This window comes from Flavobacterium limi, assembly GCF_010645075.1.
Lineage (GTDB): Bacteria > Bacteroidota > Bacteroidia > Flavobacteriales > Flavobacteriaceae > Flavobacterium > Flavobacterium limi.
Genome location: NZ_JAADZV010000005.1, coordinates 1 through 23,560, shown reverse-complemented (window position 1 = coordinate 23,560; position 23,560 = coordinate 1). Strand labels below are relative to the sequence as shown.

Annotated in this window: 21 protein-coding genes; 4 read left to right on the top strand and 17 right to left on the bottom strand. The window is 32.3% G+C overall.

The features are described 5' to 3' along the window. Positions 1 to 6: 6 nt before the first annotated feature. From GXM16_RS11490 to GXM16_RS11435, 12 genes are all read right to left on the bottom strand, one after another. Positions 7 to 3,735, bottom strand: a complete 3,729-nt coding sequence (locus GXM16_RS11490; RefSeq protein ID WP_163394586.1) for a SusC/RagA family TonB-linked outer membrane protein — start codon at positions 3,733 to 3,735, stop codon at positions 7 to 9. A gap of 186 nt (positions 3,736 to 3,921) precedes the next feature. Then, positions 3,922 to 5,031, bottom strand: coding sequence for a FecR family protein (locus GXM16_RS11485; RefSeq protein ID WP_163394585.1), 1,110 nt, complete (start codon positions 5,029 to 5,031; stop codon positions 3,922 to 3,924). Between the two features lie 91 nt (positions 5,032 to 5,122). Continuing rightward, positions 5,123 to 5,731, bottom strand: coding sequence for an RNA polymerase sigma factor (locus GXM16_RS11480; protein ID WP_163394584.1), 609 nt, complete (start codon positions 5,729 to 5,731; stop codon positions 5,123 to 5,125). Positions 5,732 to 6,061: 330 nt separating this feature from the next. Next, complete coding sequence (locus tag GXM16_RS11475) at positions 6,062 to 6,490, bottom strand: hypothetical protein (RefSeq protein ID WP_163394583.1); 429 nt, start codon at positions 6,488 to 6,490, stop codon at positions 6,062 to 6,064. Between the two features lie 136 nt (positions 6,491 to 6,626). After that, positions 6,627 to 7,499 (bottom strand): succinate--CoA ligase subunit alpha, encoded by an 873-nt coding sequence (gene sucD / locus GXM16_RS11470; RefSeq protein WP_110308046.1) that lies wholly within the window; start codon positions 7,497 to 7,499, stop codon positions 6,627 to 6,629. Between the two features lie 86 nt (positions 7,500 to 7,585). After that, positions 7,586 to 7,948, bottom strand: a complete 363-nt coding sequence (locus tag GXM16_RS11465; protein ID WP_163394582.1) for a nuclear transport factor 2 family protein — start codon at positions 7,946 to 7,948, stop codon at positions 7,586 to 7,588. A 2-nt stretch (positions 7,949 to 7,950) separates the two neighbouring features. After that, positions 7,951 to 8,880: a UDP-3-O-(3-hydroxymyristoyl)glucosamine N-acyltransferase gene (locus tag GXM16_RS11460; RefSeq protein ID WP_163394581.1), complete on the bottom strand. Its 930-nt coding sequence runs from the start codon at positions 8,878 to 8,880 to the stop codon at positions 7,951 to 7,953. A gap of 119 nt (positions 8,881 to 8,999) precedes the next feature. Further along, positions 9,000 to 9,566 carry an elongation factor P gene (gene efp, locus GXM16_RS11455; RefSeq protein ID WP_095929274.1) on the bottom strand — a complete coding sequence of 189 codons (567 nt, stop codon included), beginning with the start codon at positions 9,564 to 9,566 and terminating at the stop codon, positions 9,000 to 9,002. A gap of 84 nt (positions 9,567 to 9,650) precedes the next feature. Beyond that, complete coding sequence (gene lpxA, locus GXM16_RS11450; RefSeq protein ID WP_163394580.1) at positions 9,651 to 10,436, bottom strand: acyl-ACP--UDP-N-acetylglucosamine O-acyltransferase; 786 nt, start codon at positions 10,434 to 10,436, stop codon at positions 9,651 to 9,653. Between the two features lie 68 nt (positions 10,437 to 10,504). Further along, entirely contained in the window at positions 10,505 to 11,893 is a 1,389-nt protein-coding gene (locus GXM16_RS11445) for a bifunctional UDP-3-O-[3-hydroxymyristoyl] N-acetylglucosamine deacetylase/3-hydroxyacyl-ACP dehydratase (RefSeq protein ID WP_163394579.1), read from the bottom strand. After that, the gene (gene lpxD, locus GXM16_RS11440) at positions 11,886 to 12,929 is read right to left on the bottom strand and encodes a UDP-3-O-(3-hydroxymyristoyl)glucosamine N-acyltransferase (RefSeq protein ID WP_163394578.1); all 1,044 of its coding nucleotides are present in this window, start codon (positions 12,927 to 12,929) and stop codon (positions 11,886 to 11,888) included. The genes GXM16_RS11445 and lpxD overlap by 8 nt, the downstream gene beginning before the upstream one ends. Before the next feature lie 130 nt (positions 12,930 to 13,059). Continuing rightward, positions 13,060 to 14,289: an HD domain-containing protein gene (locus tag GXM16_RS11435; protein WP_163394577.1), complete on the bottom strand. Its 1,230-nt coding sequence runs from the start codon at positions 14,287 to 14,289 to the stop codon at positions 13,060 to 13,062. Positions 14,290 to 14,487: 198 nt separating this feature from the next. Between GXM16_RS11435 and guaC the strand changes: the two genes are divergently transcribed. After that, positions 14,488 to 15,528, top strand: coding sequence for a GMP reductase (gene guaC, locus GXM16_RS11430; RefSeq protein ID WP_163394576.1), 1,041 nt, complete (start codon positions 14,488 to 14,490; stop codon positions 15,526 to 15,528). Between the two features lie 43 nt (positions 15,529 to 15,571). Further along, complete coding sequence (locus GXM16_RS11425) at positions 15,572 to 16,069, top strand: GNAT family N-acetyltransferase (protein ID WP_163394575.1); 498 nt, start codon at positions 15,572 to 15,574, stop codon at positions 16,067 to 16,069. On the opposite strand, the gene GXM16_RS11420 is transcribed toward GXM16_RS11425, so the two are convergent. From GXM16_RS11420 to GXM16_RS11405, 4 genes are all read right to left on the bottom strand, one after another. Continuing rightward, on the bottom strand, positions 16,070 to 16,642 hold the full coding sequence (locus GXM16_RS11420) for a pentapeptide repeat-containing protein (RefSeq protein WP_163394574.1): 573 nt from the start codon (positions 16,640 to 16,642) through the stop codon (positions 16,070 to 16,072). A 90-nt stretch (positions 16,643 to 16,732) separates the two neighbouring features. Next, positions 16,733 to 18,046 carry an MFS transporter gene (locus GXM16_RS11415; RefSeq protein WP_163394573.1) on the bottom strand — a complete coding sequence of 438 codons (1,314 nt, stop codon included), beginning with the start codon at positions 18,044 to 18,046 and terminating at the stop codon, positions 16,733 to 16,735. Positions 18,047 to 18,129: 83 nt separating this feature from the next. Beyond that, the gene (gene rlmH / locus GXM16_RS11410) at positions 18,130 to 18,603 is read right to left on the bottom strand and encodes a 23S rRNA (pseudouridine(1915)-N(3))-methyltransferase RlmH (protein WP_163394572.1); all 474 of its coding nucleotides are present in this window, start codon (positions 18,601 to 18,603) and stop codon (positions 18,130 to 18,132) included. Between the two features lie 16 nt (positions 18,604 to 18,619). Beyond that, on the bottom strand, positions 18,620 to 20,038 hold the full coding sequence (locus tag GXM16_RS11405; protein ID WP_163394571.1) for an amidohydrolase family protein: 1,419 nt from the start codon (positions 20,036 to 20,038) through the stop codon (positions 18,620 to 18,622). 352 nt (positions 20,039 to 20,390) lie between these two features. On the opposite strand from GXM16_RS11405, the gene GXM16_RS11400 reads away from it, so the two are divergent. Both GXM16_RS11400 and tpiA read left to right on the top strand, forming a co-directional pair. After that, positions 20,391 to 20,885 carry a TlpA family protein disulfide reductase gene (locus GXM16_RS11400; protein ID WP_163394570.1) on the top strand — a complete coding sequence of 165 codons (495 nt, stop codon included), beginning with the start codon at positions 20,391 to 20,393 and terminating at the stop codon, positions 20,883 to 20,885. 59 nt (positions 20,886 to 20,944) lie between these two features. Then, positions 20,945 to 21,697, top strand: coding sequence for a triose-phosphate isomerase (gene tpiA, locus GXM16_RS11395; protein ID WP_163394569.1), 753 nt, complete (start codon positions 20,945 to 20,947; stop codon positions 21,695 to 21,697). 50 nt (positions 21,698 to 21,747) lie between these two features. Here the strand turns inward: tpiA and GXM16_RS11390 are convergent, their stop codons facing one another. Further along, on the bottom strand, positions 21,748 to 23,400 hold the full coding sequence (locus GXM16_RS11390) for a M1 family metallopeptidase (RefSeq protein ID WP_163394568.1): 1,653 nt from the start codon (positions 23,398 to 23,400) through the stop codon (positions 21,748 to 21,750). Positions 23,401 to 23,560: the final 160 nt, after the last annotated feature.

The following is a 23,560-nucleotide window of genomic DNA, read 5'->3' as shown; positions in this document are numbered from 1 at the left end:
ATTATATTAAAATGAAAGATTTATTGTAAAACTGTACTGTGTTGTAACCGGAAAAGCTACTCCCCCTGTGTTTCGAAATTCAGGATCTTGCCCATTTAATGCCTTATCTGAGTAGATTAACCAAGGATTTACAGTAGAACCTTTAAGTGTAAATGTGCTCAGGCCTAATTTTCTTTTAAAATCTTTAGGGAACTCCCAACTTAAGGATACATTTTTTAGCCTTACAAAATCACCATCGGCAACTCGTACGTCTGAATAATTATAGGTATTGTAAGCTATTGATAATTGATCCTGAGTTCCGTAGTTCTGAACCAATCTCTTATCAGCAATAACAGGCACATTGGTAAATTGTTCATCTCCAGGATTAATCCATCGATTTGTAAAGTCTTTTGTAAATACTGTTAAATCATCATACTGACTATCAAAAGCAGGGTTCAAACGAACTTTATTTCCTCCGGAACCTACAACAAACACATATAATGACCAGTTTTTATAGGTAAATGTATTGGCTAGTCCTATTGATTTATTTGGCTCAATAGAACCTTCATACTTTAAATAATCAGTAACATTTTCATTATCCTGAAAATTAGCACCTGCAACATTATCTTCTTCTCCATCCTGTAAGATAAAAGTTGGAAGTCCCTGATTATTTAATCCGGTAAACTGATAGGAATATAATGAATTTCTTGGATGCCCTATTGTATTTCCTCCGTTTCCGTCTATCAGATCAAAAGCAGTAGGCTGATTCTCCAACTTGGTGATCTTTTGATCAAATACAGAAAAATTCAATGTTGTTGACCATTTAAAATTATCAGTTACTATATTTTGAGTAGTAAAACCAACCTCTATACCTTTTGTTTCCATATTGGCATTGTTGCCTTGTTTTATTCTTTGGCCACCAATACCTGATGTCACAACATAATCTACTAAATCAAATGCTTTACGACTATAAACATCTGTTACGAATTGTATTCGGTTGTTGAACATTCCTAAATCCAAACCAATATTAGTTTCAAACTGCTTTTCCCAAGTCAAATCAGAATTTTGCAATTCATCTATACTAATACCGGTTTCTCTATCAGAAATACCTAAGCGATCGGTAATATAACTTTTATAAATAGCCAATGAATTTGTTGCAGGGCCAGCAGTGGCAGTAAGTCCATAAGAAGCTCTTAAAGCTAAATTGTTTATTGATTTAACGTTTTGCATGAATTTTTCTTCTGTAGCATTCCATTTACCGCTGAAAGTATAAGTTGGAAGCCATCTGGAAGAACCGCTATTTCCTTGTCGGTTCGAACCATCATAACGACCTGTTATAGAGCCGGTATAACGACGATCATAGGTATATCCTACTTTTCCAAAAAATCCGACAGTTCTTTCTCTTTCTTCATTAAAAGCAAAATAAGAATTTCCTTCATTTATAATCTTTTCAATTATTCTAGGATCTGTGAAAGGTGTAAGCCCTCTGTCATATTGCAATCCTGCTGCAGTAAAATTATCACTATTTCTGTCTAAAGAACGTAATTCAGTTCCAAAGAATCCTTCAACTTCATGTTTCTCGCTAAAAGTATTTCGGTAATTTACACTGTTTCTAACATTGTAAGATGTAAGTTCATTTGTAAATTTTCTTAAGAATCCACCATTAGGCAATACCGAAATTGGCAATGCTGTTAAGTCTTCAGGATCTTTATATAAAAATACGTTTGCTTCCCTTACAATGTCATTTTCACCATCTACCCCATATTCTGTTCCTGCTTTATATGCCTCTGCAACATTAGAATTCTCATAGATTTTATGTTCACGGGTAGTATTGGCATAACGTGCTGAACCTGTAAAATTATAAGTTAAATTCTTGTTTATCTTATATTCTAAATCCATTTGGAAACGAATATCTTTTACATCAATCTCTAAAACGTTATTTTCTAATTCATTAATAATATTAAAAGGTGCCCAATTATTTCTGCTATATTCTAAATTACCTTCATCGTCATAAGGCCTCAGAGTCCTGCTTGTACTTAAAACATAATTGAAAGGGTTAATATCAAAATCTCTGGTTACTTTACCAAAAACTTCATCTTTTTTACTATCATAACTTCCGGGAGCTTCTTGTTTACGAATAGAAGACAATGTCGATAAAGTAATGTTTAATCTGTCATTTATAAAGAATGTTCCTTTTAAATTTGATGACAATTGTTTTACATTATCAGCAATTGTCCATCCCGGATCTGTATAATATCCTAATGATGCATAAAATGTATTGTTTTTTCCTCCTCCAGAAAAACTCAAAGAGTGATTTTGGGTAATAGAAGGCCTAAATAAAACACTAAACCAATCAGTATTTGCCAACTCATATTTCCTTAAAAAGTAATTTATATCAGGCTGACCATTCCTAACTCCAAATTCTCCTCCTGATCTGTCGTAAAGATCAATTTGTTTTGCAAGAATATTATATACACCACCAGATCTGCCCTGAAAGGATGAAGGCATATCAAGATAACCTTTTTCTCTCATTTCCTGAAAAATACTCATCGATTCCTGAGAGTTTAAAATATCGTATTGTGTGTAACTTGGAACTGTTCTAACAGTATTTTCGACTGAATACGTGACTTTTAAAGGAGCATCTCTACGCCCTTGTTTAGTAGTAACAACAACAACACCATTTAAAGATCTTGATCCGTAAATAGAAGTTGCTGATGCATCTTTAAGAATTTCAATACTTTGAATATCATTTGAATTTAATCCTGCCACAGAAGAACTCAGTAATGTTTCGGAATTTCCTGAAGCAAGATCTGCAAAAGATATATTAATAATATCTTCCTGTACAACACCATCAATAACCCATAATGGCTTTGTATCTCCAAAAATAGAAGACGATCCACGTACTGTGATTTTTGGTGCTGTACCAAAAGTACCTGTAATGTTCTGAACAGTTACCCCTGCTGCCTTACCTTCAATCATTCTGCTAATATCTACCACACCATCTACTTTCAATTCAGATCCTGATATTTTACTGATTGCACCTGTAAAAGTTCTCTTAGATGTTTTTTCATAACCAGTAGTTACTATTACTTCTTTCAGGTTTTGTCCCTCTTCTGTTAATAAAACTGTTGGAGAAGTATTTTCTATTCCAATTTCTTTAGTTTCAAAACCTACATAAGAAATCAATAATCTGTCACTGTTTGCTGGCATTTCTATAGAAAAATTACCATCAAAATCCGTTAGCACAGCTACTTTCGTTCCTTTTGCAAGCACTGTAGCTCCAGGTAATGGGCTCCCGCTCAAATCTGTTACTTTCCCTCTAATAATTGGCCCTGCAGATAAAATTTCGAATAAAGGATTATGAGATTCATCATTGTTAAAACCATCTAATTTTGTGCTTTTCTGCAAAATAATCTGATTACTTATTTCTGCATATGTAATATTGAATGGTTTTAAAATTCTGCTAAGGATACTTTCTAAAGTTTCCTGATTAGCTTCAATACTAACTTTTTGATTTAGCTGAGGCAATCTTGAATTATATGAAAATTTTACACGGGCAGATTTTTCAAGTTTTGAGAGCGTATTGTCTAAACTTAAATTTTCTATTGCAATAGTAACTTTCGTATCTAATTTTCTTTGTCCACTCACACTGTTTGCCATGGTAACACTTGAAAACACAAGTGCTAAGACGAACTGAAATAGCGTTATTTTCATGATTCGATGGAGTAATCGTTGTTTCACAACTGGTTTTTTCATAATTTTGGTTTGTTTTGATTAATACTGTTCAAGTGTATTTTAGAAACGAATAAATAACTCTTTACAGAGAGTCATTTAATTTTTATAAGTGTCGAATATGTTACAGCATTTCGGCACTTTTTGTGTTTTTTTTACATAGGCAATAATTTGATTTTATTTATTATTATACATTTCATTTTCAAAAACTTAGTTACAGCCTTGTGATGTTATTACAATTTGATTTCCATTCATTTCAAAATTGGTATCATTACCTATGCTTTTACAGATAATTTTGAGCTTTTCTGATAAAGGCTGGTCACTTAATGATGTGGTTAAATGACAATCTTTTAATTTATCTTTGGGGAAATCAATTTCGACCAGATAGGCCTGTTCGATTGTTTTAAAGATTTGCTCAACCGGAATATCGGTAAACTCAAAACTCAATTGCTCAATATTGCCAACACTACTAACTAATGCCTTATCTTCAGTTATATTAGTTATTTTATTAAAACTTAAATCTTTTCTTAAAAAACGCAAGGCTTCATTAGGTAATAAAACAATCTCATTTTTTGAAGTTCCTGTCAATTCATTTGAACTCACCTTAACTTTACCTGTACGAACAAGTACTTCTACATTTGGCTGATCTGAATAAGCTTTTACCCGAAAACTCGTACCTACCACTTTTGTAATAATTTCGTTTGCATAAACAAAAAAAGGTTTTTGGGTATTTTTACTAATTTCAAAGAAAGCTTCTCCGCATAAATACACTTTTCTTTCATTTCCGGTAAAAATTTTAGGATAGCTTAATTTACTGTCTGGCTGTAATAAAACAGAACTACCATCCGATAAGGTAATTATTTGTGGCTTATCTGAATTGTTTGTCTGTTCAACCAGTCCTTCTTTATTATCTTCAATAAGCTCTTTATAAGTTATAATAGAATTATCCCTATCTAATTGATTATGGTAAGACCAAAGAGATAAAAAAGCAAAAAATAAAGTAGCGGCAACACCAGGCCAGTACTGTTTTAAATATCTGACCGGATTATGTTTAATAGTTTTATTGCCATTTTCTTTTTCTTCAATCTTAATCCACGTTGCTTGCATTGCGGCAGTAAGTTCTGAAGAAGAAATTTTATTGGCTGGTACTTTCATTGCTAACAATAAAAGCCGGGCATCTTCAACCAATTTTGCCCGTTGCTGATTTTCTAAAGTCCATTCTTCCCAGCCTTGCTCATCAATTTTGAACAGAATCCACAATTGAAATGATGAATCGGCTAAAAAATCTTCAATTTCGATATAATAATTACGTTTTTGCATCTATGAAATAAGGTTACAAAAACATAGAGGACAGTTTTCTTATTATATACTCACTTATTTATGATTTTTTTTATTTTTTTTTAAGATAAATTTACAAAATACCTGAAGACAGTAACACCAAAACAGGAAAACTTCCCTTCCATTCTTTACGAAGCTTAAGTAAGCCGCGGTGTAAAAGATTATTTGCCGATTGATAATTTACATTTAACATTTCTGAAATCTGCTCAACTGACAATCCCTGATTATATCTTAAAAACAAGGCTTCTTTTTGGCGTGAAGGCAATTCATTTAGTAATTTATTGAGATATAGAACACTTTCTGCTGTAGCTTCATCATCAATAAGTTCGTGTTCCACAGAAAAATCAAAAAGAAATTCAATTGAATCTGTGGTACTGATTTTTTTAAAAATATGGTCACGTTCATACAGCCGCGCAATTCTTTTTCGGACACTTGACAGCAGATAAGCTTTTATTAAATCAGGTTCCTGTAATGATTCACGATACAGCCAGATATCTGCAAATACATCCTGAACACAATCCTGAACCTTTTCTGCAAAAGGGGAAAATGAATTTCCATAATGAATTAAATCTCCATAATACTTTTCAAAAAGTAATGAAAATGATCTTTCATCCCCGGCTTTAAGTTTGCTCCAAAGTTTATGATCGTCGTAGCTTTTTAATGTTAAGATTTGGGTCTTCATAATATTTTCGGTTTATATTAGAATGTCATCCAAATGAGTTTCTAAAAATTCAGCATTTTTTAGTTTATTAATTATTTAAAAAGTAAATTATTAAGCCTAAAATATAATCGCATATGAGGATGAAAGTAAATAATTACAAAAACAAAATAATTATTTAACATTATATTTGGTTTTTGTTTTATAAATATAGGGAGCCTAAAATTCAAATCCAATTTTTTTACAAAAAAGTAAAGTTTTATTTAAACTTTTTAGATTTTCTTATTCCATCCGCAAAAAAAAAACCTTACTATTATTTAGCAAGGTTTTTTTTTATGAATTTATTAATTGCTTTTAAAAAGCGACATTCCATCTAGGTAATTTTCCATTCTCATCTAAAAAATTCTGCAAAACCTGTCCTTCAACTGCAGTTGGAATAGCTTTGGCATCTGCATTAAAAGTTTCATACCAAGCCACTTCAAGCTCTGATATATTTTCTAATTTCATCTGCGCTGGCCAGGAATACTTTCTTCCTGTTTTTGCGAATTGATGACCGTTTACGATTTTATCATACAAACCACCATTTTTGCTTTTTAACGTTCCGTCATTCTGAACAGTTCCGGTAGAACCTACCATTATTAATTCTTTTTCATTATCCTCAACAGCATAAACAACAAAAATTCCGGAGCCAGATTCCGGAGCATTACAAGCTTGTTCTAAACTATCTTCAACAGTAAAAGTAAAACTATTGCTTACTTTAAACTTTTTTAATTCTTTGTACATATTTTTTTCTTTCAAGCTGCTAAGTATCTAAGAACCTAAGGAGCTAAGTTTTTTTGTTTTTATCCTTTTTAAAATGGAAAAAAGTCTCAACAAATATTGAGACTTTTTAGAATTTGTTATTTTGAATATTCGGAGATTATCCTAATACTTCTTTTACTTTTTTACCAATTTCAGCTGGCGAATCAACAACATGGATTCCGTTGTCTCTCATGATTTGTTTTTTAGCAGCAGCGGTATCATCAGAACCACCAACAATAGCACCAGCGTGCCCCATTGTTCTACCTGCTGGAGCAGTTTCTCCGGCTATAAAACCAACAACTGGTTTACGGTTACCATCAGCTTTTACCCATTTAGCAGCATCAGCTTCTAACTGACCTCCAATTTCACCAATCATGATGATAATTTCAGTTTCAGGGTCATTCATTAATAATTCTACAGCTTCTTTAGTTGTTGTTCCAATAATTGGATCTCCACCAATTCCAATAGCTGTAGTAATTCCTAAACCTTGTTTAACAACCTGATCAGCAGCTTCGTAAGTTAAAGTTCCTGATTTAGAAACGATACCAACTGATCCTTTTTTGAAAACGAAACCTGGCATAATACCAACTTTAGCTTCACCCGGAGTAATAATACCTGGACAGTTTGGACCGATTAATCTTGAATTTCTTTCTTTAACATAATTATTAGCCTTAATCATGTCTGCAACAGGAATTCCTTCAGTAATAGCAATAATTACTTTAATTCCGGCATCAGCAGCTTCCATAATTGCATCAGCAGCAAAAGCCGGCGGAACAAAAATGATAGATGTATCAGCTCCAGCCTGATCTACAGCATCTTTAACTGTATTAAAAACCGGGCGGTCTAAATGGCTAGTCCCTCCTTTTCCCGGAGTTACACCACCAACAACATTAGTACCGTACTCAATCATTTGAGAAGCGTGGAAAGTACCTTCGCTTCCTGTAAATCCCTGAACAATTATTTTGGAATCTTTATTAACTAAAACACTCATGATATATATTTTATGTAGTTTTTAAAATTGTGATGCAAAAGTAAGGTTTTGTAACTTATTTTCACCTTTTTTATCGGCAAAAAATATCACGAAAATTGACTCATTTGATAACCACGATACAATTTACCGTCTTTTATCTGCCAAATTGTAAAAAAATGGGCCAACAACATTTCTTCCCGAGGATTTTCAATAGTTTTTACATAATGAGAATAACGTACTGAAACTAAATCATCTTCAGCGATTATATGACTTATTCTGACTTTTGAACGAACATAAGCACGATTTAATTCATTAGCCATGTTTATTATCGAATCGTAATCCATGTGGATCAACCCTCTGCTGCTATTCCACTCTATTGTAACTTCAGGATGCAGATAGGTTTTAAAAATTTCACTATCAATCAGAGCATCCGATTTATAAAATTTTTGTACAAATTCTTTAATAGACATAGTTATTTCAATTTACTTAAAATTTCAGGAATTTTTTTGATATTGGCTAACTGTTTCAATTTTTCTCTTGATTCTTCTATTGGAGTACCAAAATAAGATTTTCCCCCTTCTACTGATTTAGTTACACCTGTTTGCCCCATAACTACAGCTTTTGCACCAATTGTAATTCCGCTGGTAGTTCCAACCTGTCCCCAAAGTGTTACTTCGTCTTCAATAATTACGCAGCCTGCAATACCTGTTTGAGAAGCAATTAAACATTTTTTTCCGATTACAGAATCATGTCCAACATGAACCTGATTATCGATTTTTGTTCCTTCTCCAATAGTCGTGTCTCCTGTTACACCTTTGTCAATAGTACAAAGAGCACCAATACCAACATTATTTTCAATAACAACTCTTCCACCTGATATTAACTGGTCAAAACCTTCAGGACGTTTTTTATAATAAAATGCATCAGCTCCTAAAATAGTTCCGGCATGAATAATCACATTATCTCCAATTACTGTATGATCGTAAATAGAAACATTAGAATGGATGAGGCAGTTTTTACCAATTGTAACGTGATTTCCAACAAAAGAATTTGGCTGAATAACGGTTCCTTCTCCAATTTTTGCCGATGAAGCAATAGCAACATTAGCAAACTGAAAAGGCTTAAAATGCCTGGTAAGGATATTAAAGTCCCTGAAAGGGTCATCAGAAATCAAAAGAGCTTTACCTTCCGGACAATCTACTTTCTTATTGATTAAGACAATAGTTGCAGCCGATTGTAAAGCTTTATCATAATATTTCGGATGGTCAACAAAAACGATATCTCCTGGTTCAACTATATGTATCTCATTCATACCTAAAACCGGAAAGTTTTGGTCACCAATAAATTCGCAGTTAAGCAAATCTGCAATTTCTTCTAAAGAGTGAACCTTTGAAAATTTCATATTTTATAATTAAAAAATGTATCAATCATAAAATGAGCCAATTAGAATGTGAATATACAAAATTATGCTTATTCAAAAATCACCTAATTGACTCATTATCAAATTACCTTAATCAAAAATTACTCTTTCACACGCTCCATGTAAGAACCTGAAGCTGTATCTATTTTTATTTTATCGCCCTCATTGATGAACAACGGAACGTTAATATTAGCGCCAGTTTCTACTGTAGCATTTTTTGTTGCGTTTGTAGCTGTATTTCCTTTTACTCCTGGCTCTGCGTAAGTTACTTCAAGAATTACAGATGCCGGCATATCTACTGATAATGGTAAATCTGTTTCAGTATTAATCTGAACCATTACATTTGTTCCTTCTTTCAATAAATCCGGAGCATCAAGGATGTTTTTGTTTAAAGAAATCTGCTCAAATGTTTCAGCATTCATGAAATGAAATTCATCACCTTCAGGATATAAATACTGGAAAGTATGTGTCTCAACTCGAATAACATCAATTTTATGACCTGCTGAAAAAGTATTATCCAATACCTTCCCTGAAGTCAAACTTTTTAATTTAGTTCTTACAAAGGCCGGGCCTTTTCCAGGTTTTACATGAAGGAATTCAATGATTTTATAAATATCGTGATTAAATTTAATACACAATCCGTTTCTAATATCTGATGTAGATGCCATTTTGTTTTTTGTTTTTATTTAATGTTTTTTTATTTATTCTAACTTGATTAGTAAACGAATATCAAATTAACGAATAAATTTATTTTAATAATTTCCTGAATATCCCTTCATAATTCCTCTTGATGAATTTCTGATAAAATCTAAAATTTCATCTCTTTCAGGAGTTGCTTCCATTTCGGCTTCGATTATACTTAAAGCCTGGGTTGTATTGTAATTCTTTTGGTATAAAATTCTATAGATTTCCTGAATTTCCCTAATTTTTTCGGTAGAAAAACCTCTTCTTCTTAAACCTACAGAATTAATTCCAACGTAAGACAATGGCTCTTTTGCTGCTTTTGTATAAGGCGGAACATCTTTTCTCACCAAAGAACCTCCTGAAATCATAGCGTGGTCACCAATATGAATAAATTGATGAATCGCAGCCAAACCACCAATTACTGCATGGTTTCCAACCACTACGTGTCCTGCTAACGCTACTCCGTTTACAATAATTGCATTATTTCCGATTACACAGTCATGTGCAATATGGGCATAAGCCATTACAAGGCAATTATTTCCAAGAACTGTCTGACCTGAAGCAATTGTTCCTCTATTAATGGTTACACATTCTCTAATTGTACAGTTATCTCCAATAATTGCTAATGAATCTTCGCCACCAAATTTTAAATCCTGAGGAACTGCTGAAATTACTGCTCCAGGAAAAATATTGCAATTTTTACCAATTCTCGCACCTTCCATAATGGTTACATTTGAACCTATCCAAGTACCATCACCAATAACAACATTATTGTGAATTGTTGTAAAAGGCTCTATTACAACATTTTTAGCGATTTTCGCGCCAGGATGAACATATGCTAATGGTTGATTCATCTGTATTTTTTATATTTTAATTAAAATCTATTTTGGCAACAAACCTAAACAATAAATTTGATTAATTATTATTGTTTCTTTGCAATTTGAGCCATCAATTCTGCTTCCGCCACTAATTTACCATTAGCATAAGCATTCGCCTGCATATGACAAATTCCTCTTCTGATAGGAGAAATCAAATCACATTTAAAAATTAGGGTATCCCCCGGTAGAACTTTATGTTTAAATTTAACATTATCTATTTTCATAAAATAAGTCAAATAATTTTCCGGATCCGGAACTGTACTTAGTACTAAAATTCCGCCTGTTTGTGCCATTGCTTCAACAATTAACACACCCGGCATTACCGGAGCATCAGGAAAATGTCCAACAAAGAAATTTTCGTTCATTGTTACATTTTTCAATCCAACTACATGGCTTGAGGACATTTCAATAATTCTGTCAATCAATAAAAATGGAGGCCTGTGAGGCAAAACAGCCATAATTTTATGAATATCCATCAAAGGCTCCTGATTTAAATCATAAACAGGAATATGGTTTCTTTGCTCTATTTTTATAATTTTTGCTAATTTTTTGGCAAATTGCGTATTCACATAGTGGCCCGGTTTATTCGCAATGATTTTACCCTGGATTCTAACTCCAATTAAAGATAAATCACCAATAACATCCAAAAGTTTATGTCTTGCCGCTTCGTTTGGATAATGCAACGTTAAATTATCAAGCACACCATTTGGCTTAACCGAAATTTCCTCTTTTCCGAAAGCCTTTTTAAGACTTTCCATTGTAGAATCGGAAATTTCCTTATCTACGTAAACAATAGCATTATTTAAATCACCGCCTTTTATCAATCCGTTTTCTAATAACGACTCCAATTCATGTAAAAAACTGAAGGTTCTTGAATTTGAAATTTCCTCTTTAAAATCGGCAATGCTTTTTAAAGTAGCATTTTGGGTACCTAAAACTTTAGTACCAAAATCTACCATTGCAGTAACCTGATAATCATCGCTTGGCATAACTAAAATCTCGCTACCTGTAGCCTCATCAGTAAATGAAATTACTTCTTTTACCACATAAACATTACGCTTTGCGTCTTGTTCTTCGATTCCGGCTTTTTCAATAGCCTCAACAAAATATTTTGAAGAACCATCCATAATTGGAAGCTCTGAAGCATTTAATTCTATAATAACGTTATCCAGATCACACCCTACTAAGGCTGCTAAAACATGTTCAGGAGTTTGAATTTTTACACCTAATTTTTCTAAATTGGTACCTCTTTGTGTATTAACTACATAATTCGCATCAGCCTCAATTACCGGTTGGCCCTGCAAGTCAATTCTAACAAAAGTGAAACCATTATTAATAGGAGCTGGCTTAAAAGTCATTGTAACTTCTTTTCCTGTGTGTAATCCAACTCCAGTTAGTGAAATTTCATTCTTGATGGTTTTCTGTTTAACCATTATTTCCATTTTTTGGGTTTATTATTTGTTTTTTTAATTCTTCTAATTCGGCAACAATCTTAGGTAAATTCTTGAAGTGCACATAGGATTTACTGAAATCAGTATAACCAAAAGTTGGACTTCCCTGCAAAACTTCATCATCTTTAATATTTCTCCCAATTCCTGACTGAGCCTGAACACGGACATTATTTCCAATTACTAAGTGTCCTGCTATACCAACCTGACCCCCAATCATACAATTTTCTCCAATTTTTGTAGAGCCCGCAACTCCTGTTTGAGCTGCAATTACAGTATTTTTACCAATCTCTACATTATGAGCAATTTGGATTTGATTGTCTAATTTAACACCCTTTCTAATAATTGTAGATCCAAGTGTTGCCCTATCTATTGTAGTATTAGCTCCAATATCTACATTGTCTTCAATAATAACATTGCCAATTTGTGGTACCTTGTTATATTCCCCATCTTCATTTGGGGCAAAACCAAAACCATCAGCTCCTATAATGGTTCCTGAATGAATTGTACAATTATTACCAATTATAGTTTCAGAATAAATTTTAGCGCCTGCAAAAATATATACATTATCGCCAATAACAACATTATCACCAATAAAACTGTTTGGATATATTTTTACATCATTCCCCAGACTCACGTTTTGACCTACATAACTAAAACTTCCCAAATACAGATTTTCACCATATTTTGTCCCTTCAGTTATAAAAGCCTGAGGCTCGATTCCGCTTTTATTTAATTTAACCTGATTATAAAATTCTAAAAGCTTTGAAAAAGAGGCATATGCATCTTCAACTTTGATTAAAGTCGTAGTAATTTCAGATTCCGGAACAAAAGAATCATTAACAATTGTAATGGATGCTTTTGTCGTATAAATGTGGTTGATATATTTTGGGTTTGCCAAGAAAGTAAGAGAACCTTCCTCTCCTTCTTCTATTTTAGAAAGCCGGGAAACTTCTGCATTGGGATCACCAACAACTTCTCCTTCTAAAATTCCTGCTATTTGTTCTGCTGTAAATTTCATCTTATTTGATTCTATTTTTTATACGAATAAGATGGAACTCACTACATAACGTTCTACTTGTATTCAAAAAAAATGTATAAGTTCGTTTCATCCCGACAAAAATATAAAAAATAGGTTTTAAATGTTAATTTTAAATAAGTTGTTTTGGAAAACAGATGTAATATTTTGTCACCAATTTAGATAACGATTTCAAATTCAACTGGTCAGATGCCTCTACAACATCTTCAATTGTTTTATCTTTTTTCAAAATCCGTATGGGTTCTGCTTCTTTACTGTATGCCTGATTTTTAATTTTCCCTCTAAAAATAAAGTATCCTGCCTCCAGCTGAGAAATATTATGTTCCTCTGCAAATTCTTCTTTCATTGCCTGGGATTCTTCCATCGAAATTTTATCAGCACTCATTTTAATCTTCAATAAATCCCTGTTAATGATCATTTTGCTTAAAGTTGAAAGTATAAAATCATTATGCTTTTGCCAGGCTTTAAGGGCACTTATGATATCGAAATCGTCTAAATGAGAAAACAAGTCTAATTTTTCTGCATCAAAATTTTCAAGTGAAATTTTATTATGCATAAAATAGGAAAGAGGTTCACTACAAGGTAATTTAACTCCTTTTAATGTTAATTCCTTCGCCCGTTTAAGCACTTTCATCAAAATTAATTCAGCTACCAGACTTGTTTTATGCAAATAAGCCTGCCAGTACATTAATCTTCTTGATAAAAGAAATTTTTCAACTGAATATATTCCCTTTTCTTCTATAACTAAAACATCGTTTTCCACATTCATCATCTGGATCAGTCGCTCAGAATTTACATTTCCCTCTGCAACTCCGGTGTAAAAACTATCCCGTTTCAAATAATCCATTCTGTCCATATCCAGCTGGCTCGAGATCAATTGCAGCATGAATTTTCTGTGGTATTCTCCTTTAAAAACCTGAATTGCCAAACTCAACTTTCCATCAAATTCATTGTTTAGCTGATTCATAAACAATAATGAAATGGATTCATGGTTAACATCTTCTACAATACTTTTCTCCATTGCGTGCGAAAAAGGTCCATGGCCAATGTCATGCAGTAAAATAGCTATTAATAAGGCACATTCTTCATCATTTGAAATAGCAACCCCTTTAAAACGAAGTGTCTCCACTGCTTTTTGCATCAAATGCATACAGCCCAAAGCATGATGAAAACGTGTATGGTTAGCCCCTGGGTAAACCAAATACGACAATCCCATTTGAGAAATACGTCGCAAACGCTGAAAATACGGATGCTGAATTAAATCATAAATAAGCTCATTGGGGATAGAAATAAAGCCATAAATCGGGTCATTGAATATTTTTAACTTATTAATATGATTCACTATGCTGGTAATTTTTAAGTCAGCAAATATAAGTAATTAACTATAAAGACATTTAAAAGTCAAAAAGGATTTTTGCATTCTAAATTAAATTTTATCGGCATGCTGAAATGTTGATAACTAAGAATAGTTTTTAAATTCTTATAAAGTTTGACGTTTTCAAAATTAATATATTTGAAAGTAACAAAAATTTAGAAAATCATGAGAATAGAAACCGATCTTAAATTAGGCTTTAAAGATGTTATGATCAGGCCCAAAAGATCTACTTTAAAAAGCAGAGCTGAAGTATCTTTAGAAAGAAATTTTAAATTTTTGCACAGTTCCGCAGCATGGACAGGAATTCCAATTATGGCTGCAAATATGGATACTGTAGGTACATTTGAAATGGCTATTATTTTAGCGAAAGAAAAGCTTTTTACAGCTATTCATAAACATTATTCTCTTCAGGAATGGAATGATTTTTTACAAAACGCAGAACCTGATTTCTATAATTATATTGCCATTAGCACCGGAACAGGAAAAGAAGATGCAATGAAAATTACTGAAATCATTAAAGAAAACCCATCATTAAAGTTTATTTGTATTGATGTTGCTAATGGATATTCTGAACATTTTGTACAGTTTTTAAAACAAACACGCCAACAATATCCTGAAAAAGTAATTATAGCCGGAAATGTAGTAACCGGCGAAATGACAGAAGAATTATTATTAGCCGGAGCTGATATTGTTAAAGTTGGAATTGGACCAGGATCTGTCTGCACAACACGTGTTAAAACCGGCGTAGGTTATCCTCAGCTTTCGGCTATAATTGAATGCGCTGACGCTGCTCATGGCCTGGGCGGACATATTATTAGCGATGGAGGCTGTACAACTCCGGGTGATATTGCAAAAGCTTTTGGCGCTGGCTCAGATTTTGTAATGCTTGGCGGAATGCTGGCCGGACATACAGAAAGCGGTGGTGAACTGATCGAAATAAAGGGCGAAAAATTCAAACAGTTTTACGGAATGAGCTCTGCAACTGCAATGGACAAACATGCGGGGGGAGTTGCTGAATATAGAGCCAGTGAAGGAAAAACAGTTCAGGTTCCTTTTAAAGGCAACGTAATCAACACGGTTTTGGATATTTTAGGCGGTTTACGCAGTACATGCACGTACGTGGGTGCTTCCCGGCTAAAAGAATTGACAAAACGAACGACATTTATAAGAGTGAGTGAACAGGAGAATCAGATTTTTTCTAAGTAACTTTTCAAAGATTTAAAAAAAAAAATATTTTTCAATTAAAAAAATGATTACAATTTTAGAAGCAACAACCAAAGACATCAAAATCATTCAGGAAATAACATATAAAACCTGGCCAATAACCTATAGCAAAATTCTATCAAAGAAACAATTAGATTATATGCTGGATTTAATTTATTCAGATGAAGCTTTATCAAGTCAAATTGAGAAAAAAGAACAATTATTTTATCTGATTTCAGAAGATGAAATAAATTTGGGTTTTATCGGAATTGAACACCATTATAAAAATGAAACAGTAACCCGAATTCATAAAATATATCTTTTGCCGGAAACACAAGGAAAAGGTATTGGCAAAAAAGTAATTGAAGAGATTCAAAAACTGGCTTTAGAAAATCATTCAACCAGCTTATCCTTAAACGTAAACCGATTCAATTCGGCATTAAGTTTTTATAAAAAAATAGGATTTCAAATCATAGGAGAAGTTAATATTGACATTGGAAATGGCTATCTAATGGAGGATTATGTGATGGAGAAAAAATTGTAATCAGCTTACCATTACGTCATGCTTAAATAATAATCCTTTTACTTCACTTAAAGCAAAAACAGCTTTTTTAAGTTTCGTTTTAGATGGATCAATAGTATAATTATAACTCGTTTTGAAATCGGCTTTGTTGGCAATTGCTTTGTCAAATTCCGACCGATACAAATCACAATTATCAAAAAATACATTTGAAAGGTCGGCAGCCATAAAATCAACAGCAATTAAACTGCAGTTTGTAAATGTAGTTCCTTTTATTTTTAGGGTATAAAATTTCGAAAAATCTAATACGCAATCATTAAAATGAATTTCAAAAATGAGTTTGTCACACATGGCAAAATTCACATCTTTGATTTCACACCGATTAAAAGTTGCTGTTCTAAAAGCCACATAATTGATTTTTGCTTCAGAAAAAGTACAGTCATTAAAAACGCAGTCAATAAATGTAACGGCTAAAAAAGTACAGGCTGAAAAATTGCAATTATTAAAAACACAGCACTCAAATTCCTTGAAATTAGCTCCATCCCTATCATAAATGATGTTATTATATTCTTTATCAAGAAAATATTGACTAGTCATTAAAGATTAATTCTTATATAATTTAAAATAAAAACGCAAGAATCAAATGTATGATAATTGCGTTTAGATTAAGATTATTTTTTTTACTAATTATTTTTTATGCACTCTTTTTAAAAGAAAAATAGCCGTCACAAAAAAGAGCCCTAAAAATACAATCGCCAAACGAGGACTTCCGGTAATCTGATCGATTATTCCGTAAAGACACATTCCGATAACAATTCCTATTTTTTCTGCAACATCATAAAAGCTGAAAAAAGAGGCTGTATCTTCTGTTTCAGGCAATAATTTTGAATACGTTGAGCGTGACAAAGCCTGAATTCCACCCATTACAAACCCGGCTACTGTAGCCATAACATAAAAATGTATAGGCAACGTAATAAAAAAAGCAAGTACACAAAAGACTGCCCAAATCGCATTGATTACAATTAAAGTTGGAATATTACCAAACTTCTCAGAAGCTCTGGATGTTAAAACAGCACCTATTACAGCAACTAACTGTATGATCAAAATACAAATAATCAAACCGATGGTACTTTCTTCTTTAGACGCCCATTGAATTTCCTGTGCACCAAAATAAGTAGCAACCAGCATTACAGTCTGAACTGCCATACTGGATACAAAAAATCCGCCTAAATATCTTTTTAAAGGAATATTCTGTTTCAATATTGCCCAGACCTTCTTTAACTCTTTAAATCCATTAAAAACAACTGACTTCGTTAGTTTTTGATTGGTTTCCTTACTTCCCTTTGGCAAATAAAAATAAGTATACTGACTAAACAGAATCCACCAAACACCCACCATAACAAAAGAATATCTCATGGCTTTCATAGCTGCTTCACCATCTGTACCTGTTATTCCAAATATCCTTGGCTTCATAATCATTGCCAGATTGATAATCAACAAAATTACGCTTCCAACATATCCTAAAGAATATCCTTTGGCACTGATTTTATCCTGCTGCTCAGGAAAAGCAATATCCGGCAAATAAGAATTATAAAAAACTAAACTTCCCCAATAACCAATAAGCCCCAGAAAGTAAAACAATAATCCGATGTAAATATTTTCAAGATCAAACCAATACAAACCCATGCAGGATAATGCTCCCACATAGCAGAAAAATTTCATGAATGATTTTTTATTCCCAACATAATCTGCAATACCGGATAATAATGGAGAAAAAACGGCTACAAATACAAAGGCAAATGCAGTTACAAAACTAATCAGGGCTGAATTTTTCAATTCCAATCCAAAAACTTCTATATAATGTCCTTGCTCAGAAAATAAGGCTTCATAAAAAATAGGAAATACAGCAGATGCAATTGTAAGAGTATAAACTGAATTTGCCCAATCGTAAAAGGCCCAGGCGTTCAATAATTTTTTACTCCCTTTTGGTAAGTTTGTCATGGTTTAGGTTTTGACGGCTAATTTATTTATTTTTTCTTATAAACATCACTGAATCTTCATTAATAAATAATCAATGATTTGTTTTATTGATGATGATAAGGCTCGTTCCTTAAAATAGTAAAACCGCGATATAATTGTTCAATAAAAAATAAACGCACCATCTGATGTGAAAAAGTCATCAGCGAAAGCGAAATCTTGCCTTGCGCCTTTTTATAAACTGTCTCTGAGAAACCATATGGACCGCCAATTACAAAAACCAGCGTTTTAATTCCGGAATTCATCTTCTTCTGCAACTCTTCAGAAAAACCAACACTAGAGAAATTTTTCCCGTTTTCATCCAATAAAACGAGTTGGTCTGTTGGCGTTAATTTAGATAAAATCAACTCTCCTTCTTTTTCTTTTTGCTGGCTTTCAGATAAATTCTTTACGTTTTTAATATCCGGAATAATTTCCAAATCAAATTTGATATAAAATGACAAACGTTTAGTATAATCGTCAATTAAGGTTTGAAGTGATTTATTATCGGTTTTACCGATGGCTATGAGTTTGATATTCATCTTAGAAATTTAAATTTTATTTTTTAGAAAATTGATTTTCAAAAGTTTTAAACCTCTCATTCAAATCTTTAAGTAATTGCTCTTTTACAGATATATCCTGAATAAAACTATACTTAATACTGTTATAAACATACTGTTTTATAGCTTGGTATGAAACATCAGGATATCTTTTTGCCAATAAAACATATTGCTCTGTCATATTAGTTCTTAAAATTCCCGCATCATCTGTACTTATTAAAATTGGCACATTAAACTCTTTATAAAGTGTAAAAGGATGCCTGCCTTCTTTTACTTTCAAAATAAATTCATTACTTGCCAAATTAATCTCAATAGGAATATTATTTTTTGACATATAACGTAATAAATCATACGAATTTGCTTCATAAGCAATATCAACTCCGTGACCAATTCTATTAGCCCCAGCAACATAAATCGCTGAATTAATATGCCAGGTTAAATCTTCCGGCTGTACCAGTCCCAGTGTCAATTCACCTGCATGAAGTGTATATTTTACATCAGGAAAACGCGAATGACAATATTTAAACATCACCATATGGAGCCAATAATCTTTCATCGAAGTTTCTCCATCTTCAGGAGAAACAATATTTACGCCAGCAACCAGTTTACTTTCATTTGCAGAAATAAAAGCAATACTTAGGTTTTTAAACAAATCAACAGGTTCCATAAAACGCAATACGAAATTTTGATAACGCATTGTAAATCGGTCATCATCAATTTTTAAATCTTTGTGAAGCTTTGCTATAAAATTGCTATTAAAATCTTCGGCATATTTTTTAGCATTTCTTTGTTGGATGTTTTTATACAAATCATCAAGAAGTTTTAAAACCGCTTTTTCATCTTTTTGACTGGCTGTCTGACGAAGTTTAAAGTTAAAATCATTTAAATCATCTACTTTCATATCACACGGGATTGTAGACAATTGTGTTTCAATATAACTTACATTCTCAGAAAGTGCACGTTTTTTTAGTTCTGTCAAGCCTTCTGCAAAATGACCTTCAATCGCAGGAGAAAACTTTTCAAAAGAATCAAAAAACAAATCATCAGAAGGTACAGACACACCATTAAAGTCTTTGGCAGACCAGGTTTGCATTATCTGCTGTTTATAAAAAGGAAGTTTTCCTGTATTTCTTAAAGAAGAAAAATTTTCCCAGTATCCTTTTGCCTGTTTTGTTTTGGAAACTTCCATCGTTTCTAAATTCAGATAAAAATTTTCTGCAATAACTCTTTCTAAAAGAGGTTCTGCATAAATAGACCCTGAAAAATGATGGTGTAAATCGCCTCCTTTTGGCATTTGCTGAAAAAAAGCAGTTAGGGCTGCTTCATTGTTTCTAATTTTTTCTAAATAATTCTCAGCAGATTGAGAAAAATTAAATTGTACTATCAGAACACAGAAAAGTGTAATTATCCTCGTCATACTTTAAGTTTAAATTACATACAAATATAGCTAATTTTGAAAAATCTGGATGACAATTATATTACACAATCATATTCTTTAAAAACCGACATTTTAATTACCTCAAAGAAGCCTTTTTGACATTTGTTTTCTGTTTTTATAGATAAAAAAGCGAATAAATAATCTTTTATTATTAGATTGATTTATAGAATTATCAAAAAATTAAAATTTAAGATATAACTATTACGATTTCATTTTTTCTTTAATAAGCAATTTTTCTCTTTTTGAATATAAAATTGAGCGTTTTCTGAATTTTTATATTGGGTATATATGTTTCAATTTGTTTGTTTAACTTTGTTCGAAACATATAAAAATGAAACAATTAGTTATATTACTTATTGCTTTTGCTACATTTTCATGTACAAATGCTCAAAAGAACACTTTTTCAGAAGTAGCACTATCTGAAAAATTATTATCTACAGATGAAAGTCAGATTGCATTTAAAAACATATTAAATAAATACAAAGGAAAAACTTTAGTAATTGAAGTATGGGCTTCCTGGTGTGGTGACTGTGTAAAAGCAATGCCGAAGGTAAAAGAACTTCAAGCCAACAATACCAATGTATCTTATTTATTCATTTCAGCTGATAAAACCGCTGACAAATGGAAAATCGGAATTGAAAAACACCAGTTGAAAGGAGATCATTATATGATGAATGATGGAATGAAAGGTATTTTTGGAAAAGCAATAGATTTAGACTGGATTCCAAGATACATTATTGTTGACAAAACCGGCAAAATAGTTTTGTATCGTGCCATAGAAACCGACTTTGATAAAATCAATGAGACACTAAAAAGTCTTAAATAAATTTCAATTTAAAACAACCTTTAAAATTCATAAAAAACAAAAATTAATACCTATCCAAAATGAGAAAACAAATTGTTGCAGGAAACTGGAAAATGCATAAAAATGCTAGTCAAACAGAAGAGTTACTAAATGAATTAATTTCAAAAATTCCTGCAAAAACAAACGCACAGGTTATTGTTGCACCAACCTTTATAAATTTAGCTGCTGCAGCTAATAAATTAAAAAATACGCCAATTGGAGTTTCCGCACAAAACGTACATCAGGCAGAAGGTGGCGCTTTTACAGGAGAAATTTCTGCTGACATGCTTAAAAGTGTTGGAGTAAATACTGTAATATTAGGACACTCTGAGCGCAGAGCTATCTTTAACGAAACTGACGCTCTAATCGCTAATAAAGTTGATACAGCTTTAAAACATGAAATGACTGTTATTTTTTGTTTTGGAGAAGAATTAAAAGACCGTCAATCAGACAATCATTTTAATATTGTTGAAAATCAATTACGTGATGGATTATTCCATATTTCAAAAGAATCATGGTCAAAGGTAGTTTTGGCTTATGAACCAGTTTGGGCTATTGGTACAGGTGAAACAGCTTCTCCAGAGCAGGCACAGGAAATGCACGAATTTATCAGAGAAACAATCCGTAAAGCTTTTGGAAATGATATCGCTGATGTTGTTTCTATATTATACGGTGGTTCAGTAAAACCGGAAAATGCAAAAGAAATTTTCTCTAAACCTGATGTTGATGGTGGACTAATTGGAGGAGCAGCTTTAAAAGCAGAGGATTTTCTTGCTATTGTAACAGCTATTTAATTATTACATAAAATAAAAAAAACCGATAACTTAATTTATCGGTTTTTTTATTATTCCGTAATATTAGATGTAGTCACATAAAAATCTTTACTTACTTCAATTGTTTTTTGATCGCCTTTAGTTTTTTCAGATTGCCATTCCGTTGTTGGTTTTAACCAAATATCAATCCCATTTAATTTTACCTTTACCGGCATATCAAATTTAGCTACACAATTAGACCAATGATAGCCAAAAAATCCGTCTTTAAAAATATATTCTAAAACCGGAATTTTAGTCGTCGTCAAATATTGTACAAATACTCTGTTGAAATTAATTCCAGACTGGTTATTAATATAATCTTGAATCTGCTTCGATGTAACAGTCTGATGATAAAACGTACTGTTCAGACCTCTTAAAATAGATTTCCATTTCGTATCATCATTAATTACCTGACGAATCATATGTAGCATGTTTGCCCCTTTTGGATACATATCACCTGATCCTTCATCATTTACATCATAATTCCCTATAATTGGAATATCATTTTCAATATTTTTTCTGCATCCTATAACATATTCCGCTCCAACATCTTTGCCATAATAATATTCCAGAAAAAGACTTTCCGAATAATTAGTAAAACTCTCATGAATCCACATATCTGCAATATCCTTATAGGTAATATTATTTGCAAACCACTCATGCCCTGATTCATGAATAATGATAAAATCGAATTTTAATCCCCACCCAGTTCCGCTCAAATCACGTCCTAAATATCCATTTTTGTATTGGTTCCCATAAGTCACACTACTTTGATGTTCCATTCCTAAATAAGGTGCTTCAACAAGTTTGTAACTATCTTCATAAAAAGGATATGGTCCAAACCAATTTTCAAAAGCCTTCAACATTTTTGGAACATCTTTAAATTGTTCTTTAGCCAAAGTTAAATTATAACTCAAAACATAATAACTGCAGTCTAAATTACCTTTTTCTCCTTTATATTTCTCAGAAAAACTTACATAATCACCAATATTTATATTTACGCCATAATTATTAATAGGATTAGAAACGTACCAATTAAATGTTTTTGTACCATCTTTTTGTTTTTTGACACTCTGCAATCTTCCATTTGAAACATCTGTCAAATCTCCAGGGATATTTACACTTATCAACATATTTTCTACTTCGTCATACATATGATCTTTACATGGCCACCAAACACTAGCACCCAATCCCTGACAGGACGAAGCTATAAAATCTTTCCCATTTTTGTCTTTTTGCCAGGTAATTCCGCCATCCCATGGCGGATTAACAGCCTCTTTTGGTTTTCCCCCAAATGAAACAATAATTTCTTTAACTTCTCCTGCTTTTTGATCCGCAACCAGCTCAATAAAAAAAGCATTTCCATTTCTTTCAAATTTCAACTCTTTTCCATCCTGGGTGACTTTGTATATCTGCATTGGTTCCTGCAAATCAATTTGTATTTTACTATACTTGCTTAAAACTGTATACCGAATTTTATTTGACCCTGAAATAGTTTTATCAACCGGATTTACTTTTATATCCAAATGATAATATTTTAAATCCCACCACGCCCTTTCTTTTGTTATACTTCCTCTCAAAGTATCCTGATGGGTAAACGTTTTTTCTAACTTATTAAGAAGTCCTTGTGCATTTGAAGTAAAAACTATAAATAGGAAGATAAAAGTAATAATATAACTTTTCATTAATACAAATTTGAAATTTATAACAAAAGTAAACATTCAATTCATTTAATTATGTATTTCTAACTCAAAATCAGAAACTTTTATAAAACAAAAAACCCTATTCTTATCCAGAATAGGGTTCTTAAAGAAAGGCGACGACATACTCTCCCACAAAACTGCA

What these genes read in the sequence shown, in the direction of transcription:
- GXM16_RS11490 (WP_163394586.1), bottom strand. Translation starts at nt 3,735, where the DNA reads ATGAAAAAACCAGTTGTGAAACAACGATTACTCCATCGAATCATGAAA.
- GXM16_RS11485 (WP_163394585.1), bottom strand. Translation starts at nt 5,031, where the DNA reads ATGCAAAAACGTAATTATTATATCGAAATTGAAGATTTTTTAGCCGAT.
- GXM16_RS11480 (WP_163394584.1), bottom strand. Translation starts at nt 5,731, where the DNA reads ATGAAGACCCAAATCTTAACATTAAAAAGCTACGACGATCATAAACTT.
- GXM16_RS11475 (WP_163394583.1), bottom strand. Translation starts at nt 6,490, where the DNA reads ATGTACAAAGAATTAAAAAAGTTTAAAGTAAGCAATAGTTTTACTTTT.
- sucD (WP_110308046.1), bottom strand. Translation starts at nt 7,499, where the DNA reads ATGAGTGTTTTAGTTAATAAAGATTCCAAAATAATTGTTCAGGGATTT.
- GXM16_RS11465 (WP_163394582.1), bottom strand. Translation starts at nt 7,948, where the DNA reads ATGTCTATTAAAGAATTTGTACAAAAATTTTATAAATCGGATGCTCTG.
- GXM16_RS11460 (WP_163394581.1), bottom strand. Translation starts at nt 8,880, where the DNA reads ATGAAATTTTCAAAGGTTCACTCTTTAGAAGAAATTGCAGATTTGCTT.
- efp (WP_095929274.1), bottom strand. Translation starts at nt 9,566, where the DNA reads ATGGCATCTACATCAGATATTAGAAACGGATTGTGTATTAAATTTAAT.
- lpxA (WP_163394580.1), bottom strand. Translation starts at nt 10,436, where the DNA reads ATGAATCAACCATTAGCATATGTTCATCCTGGCGCGAAAATCGCTAAA.
- GXM16_RS11445 (WP_163394579.1), bottom strand. Translation starts at nt 11,893, where the DNA reads ATGGTTAAACAGAAAACCATCAAGAATGAAATTTCACTAACTGGAGTT.
- lpxD (WP_163394578.1), bottom strand. Translation starts at nt 12,929, where the DNA reads ATGAAATTTACAGCAGAACAAATAGCAGGAATTTTAGAAGGAGAAGTT.
- guaC (WP_163394576.1), top strand. Translation starts at nt 14,488, where the DNA reads ATGAGAATAGAAACCGATCTTAAATTAGGCTTTAAAGATGTTATGATC.
- GXM16_RS11425 (WP_163394575.1), top strand. Translation starts at nt 15,572, where the DNA reads ATGATTACAATTTTAGAAGCAACAACCAAAGACATCAAAATCATTCAG.
- GXM16_RS11420 (WP_163394574.1), bottom strand. Translation starts at nt 16,642, where the DNA reads ATGACTAGTCAATATTTTCTTGATAAAGAATATAATAACATCATTTAT.
- GXM16_RS11415 (WP_163394573.1), bottom strand. Translation starts at nt 18,046, where the DNA reads ATGACAAACTTACCAAAAGGGAGTAAAAAATTATTGAACGCCTGGGCC.
- rlmH (WP_163394572.1), bottom strand. Translation starts at nt 18,603, where the DNA reads ATGAATATCAAACTCATAGCCATCGGTAAAACCGATAATAAATCACTT.
- GXM16_RS11405 (WP_163394571.1), bottom strand. Translation starts at nt 20,038, where the DNA reads ATGACGAGGATAATTACACTTTTCTGTGTTCTGATAGTACAATTTAAT.
- GXM16_RS11400 (WP_163394570.1), top strand. Translation starts at nt 20,391, where the DNA reads ATGAAACAATTAGTTATATTACTTATTGCTTTTGCTACATTTTCATGT.
- tpiA (WP_163394569.1), top strand. Translation starts at nt 20,945, where the DNA reads ATGAGAAAACAAATTGTTGCAGGAAACTGGAAAATGCATAAAAATGCT.
- GXM16_RS11390 (WP_163394568.1), bottom strand. Translation starts at nt 23,400, where the DNA reads ATGAAAAGTTATATTATTACTTTTATCTTCCTATTTATAGTTTTTACT.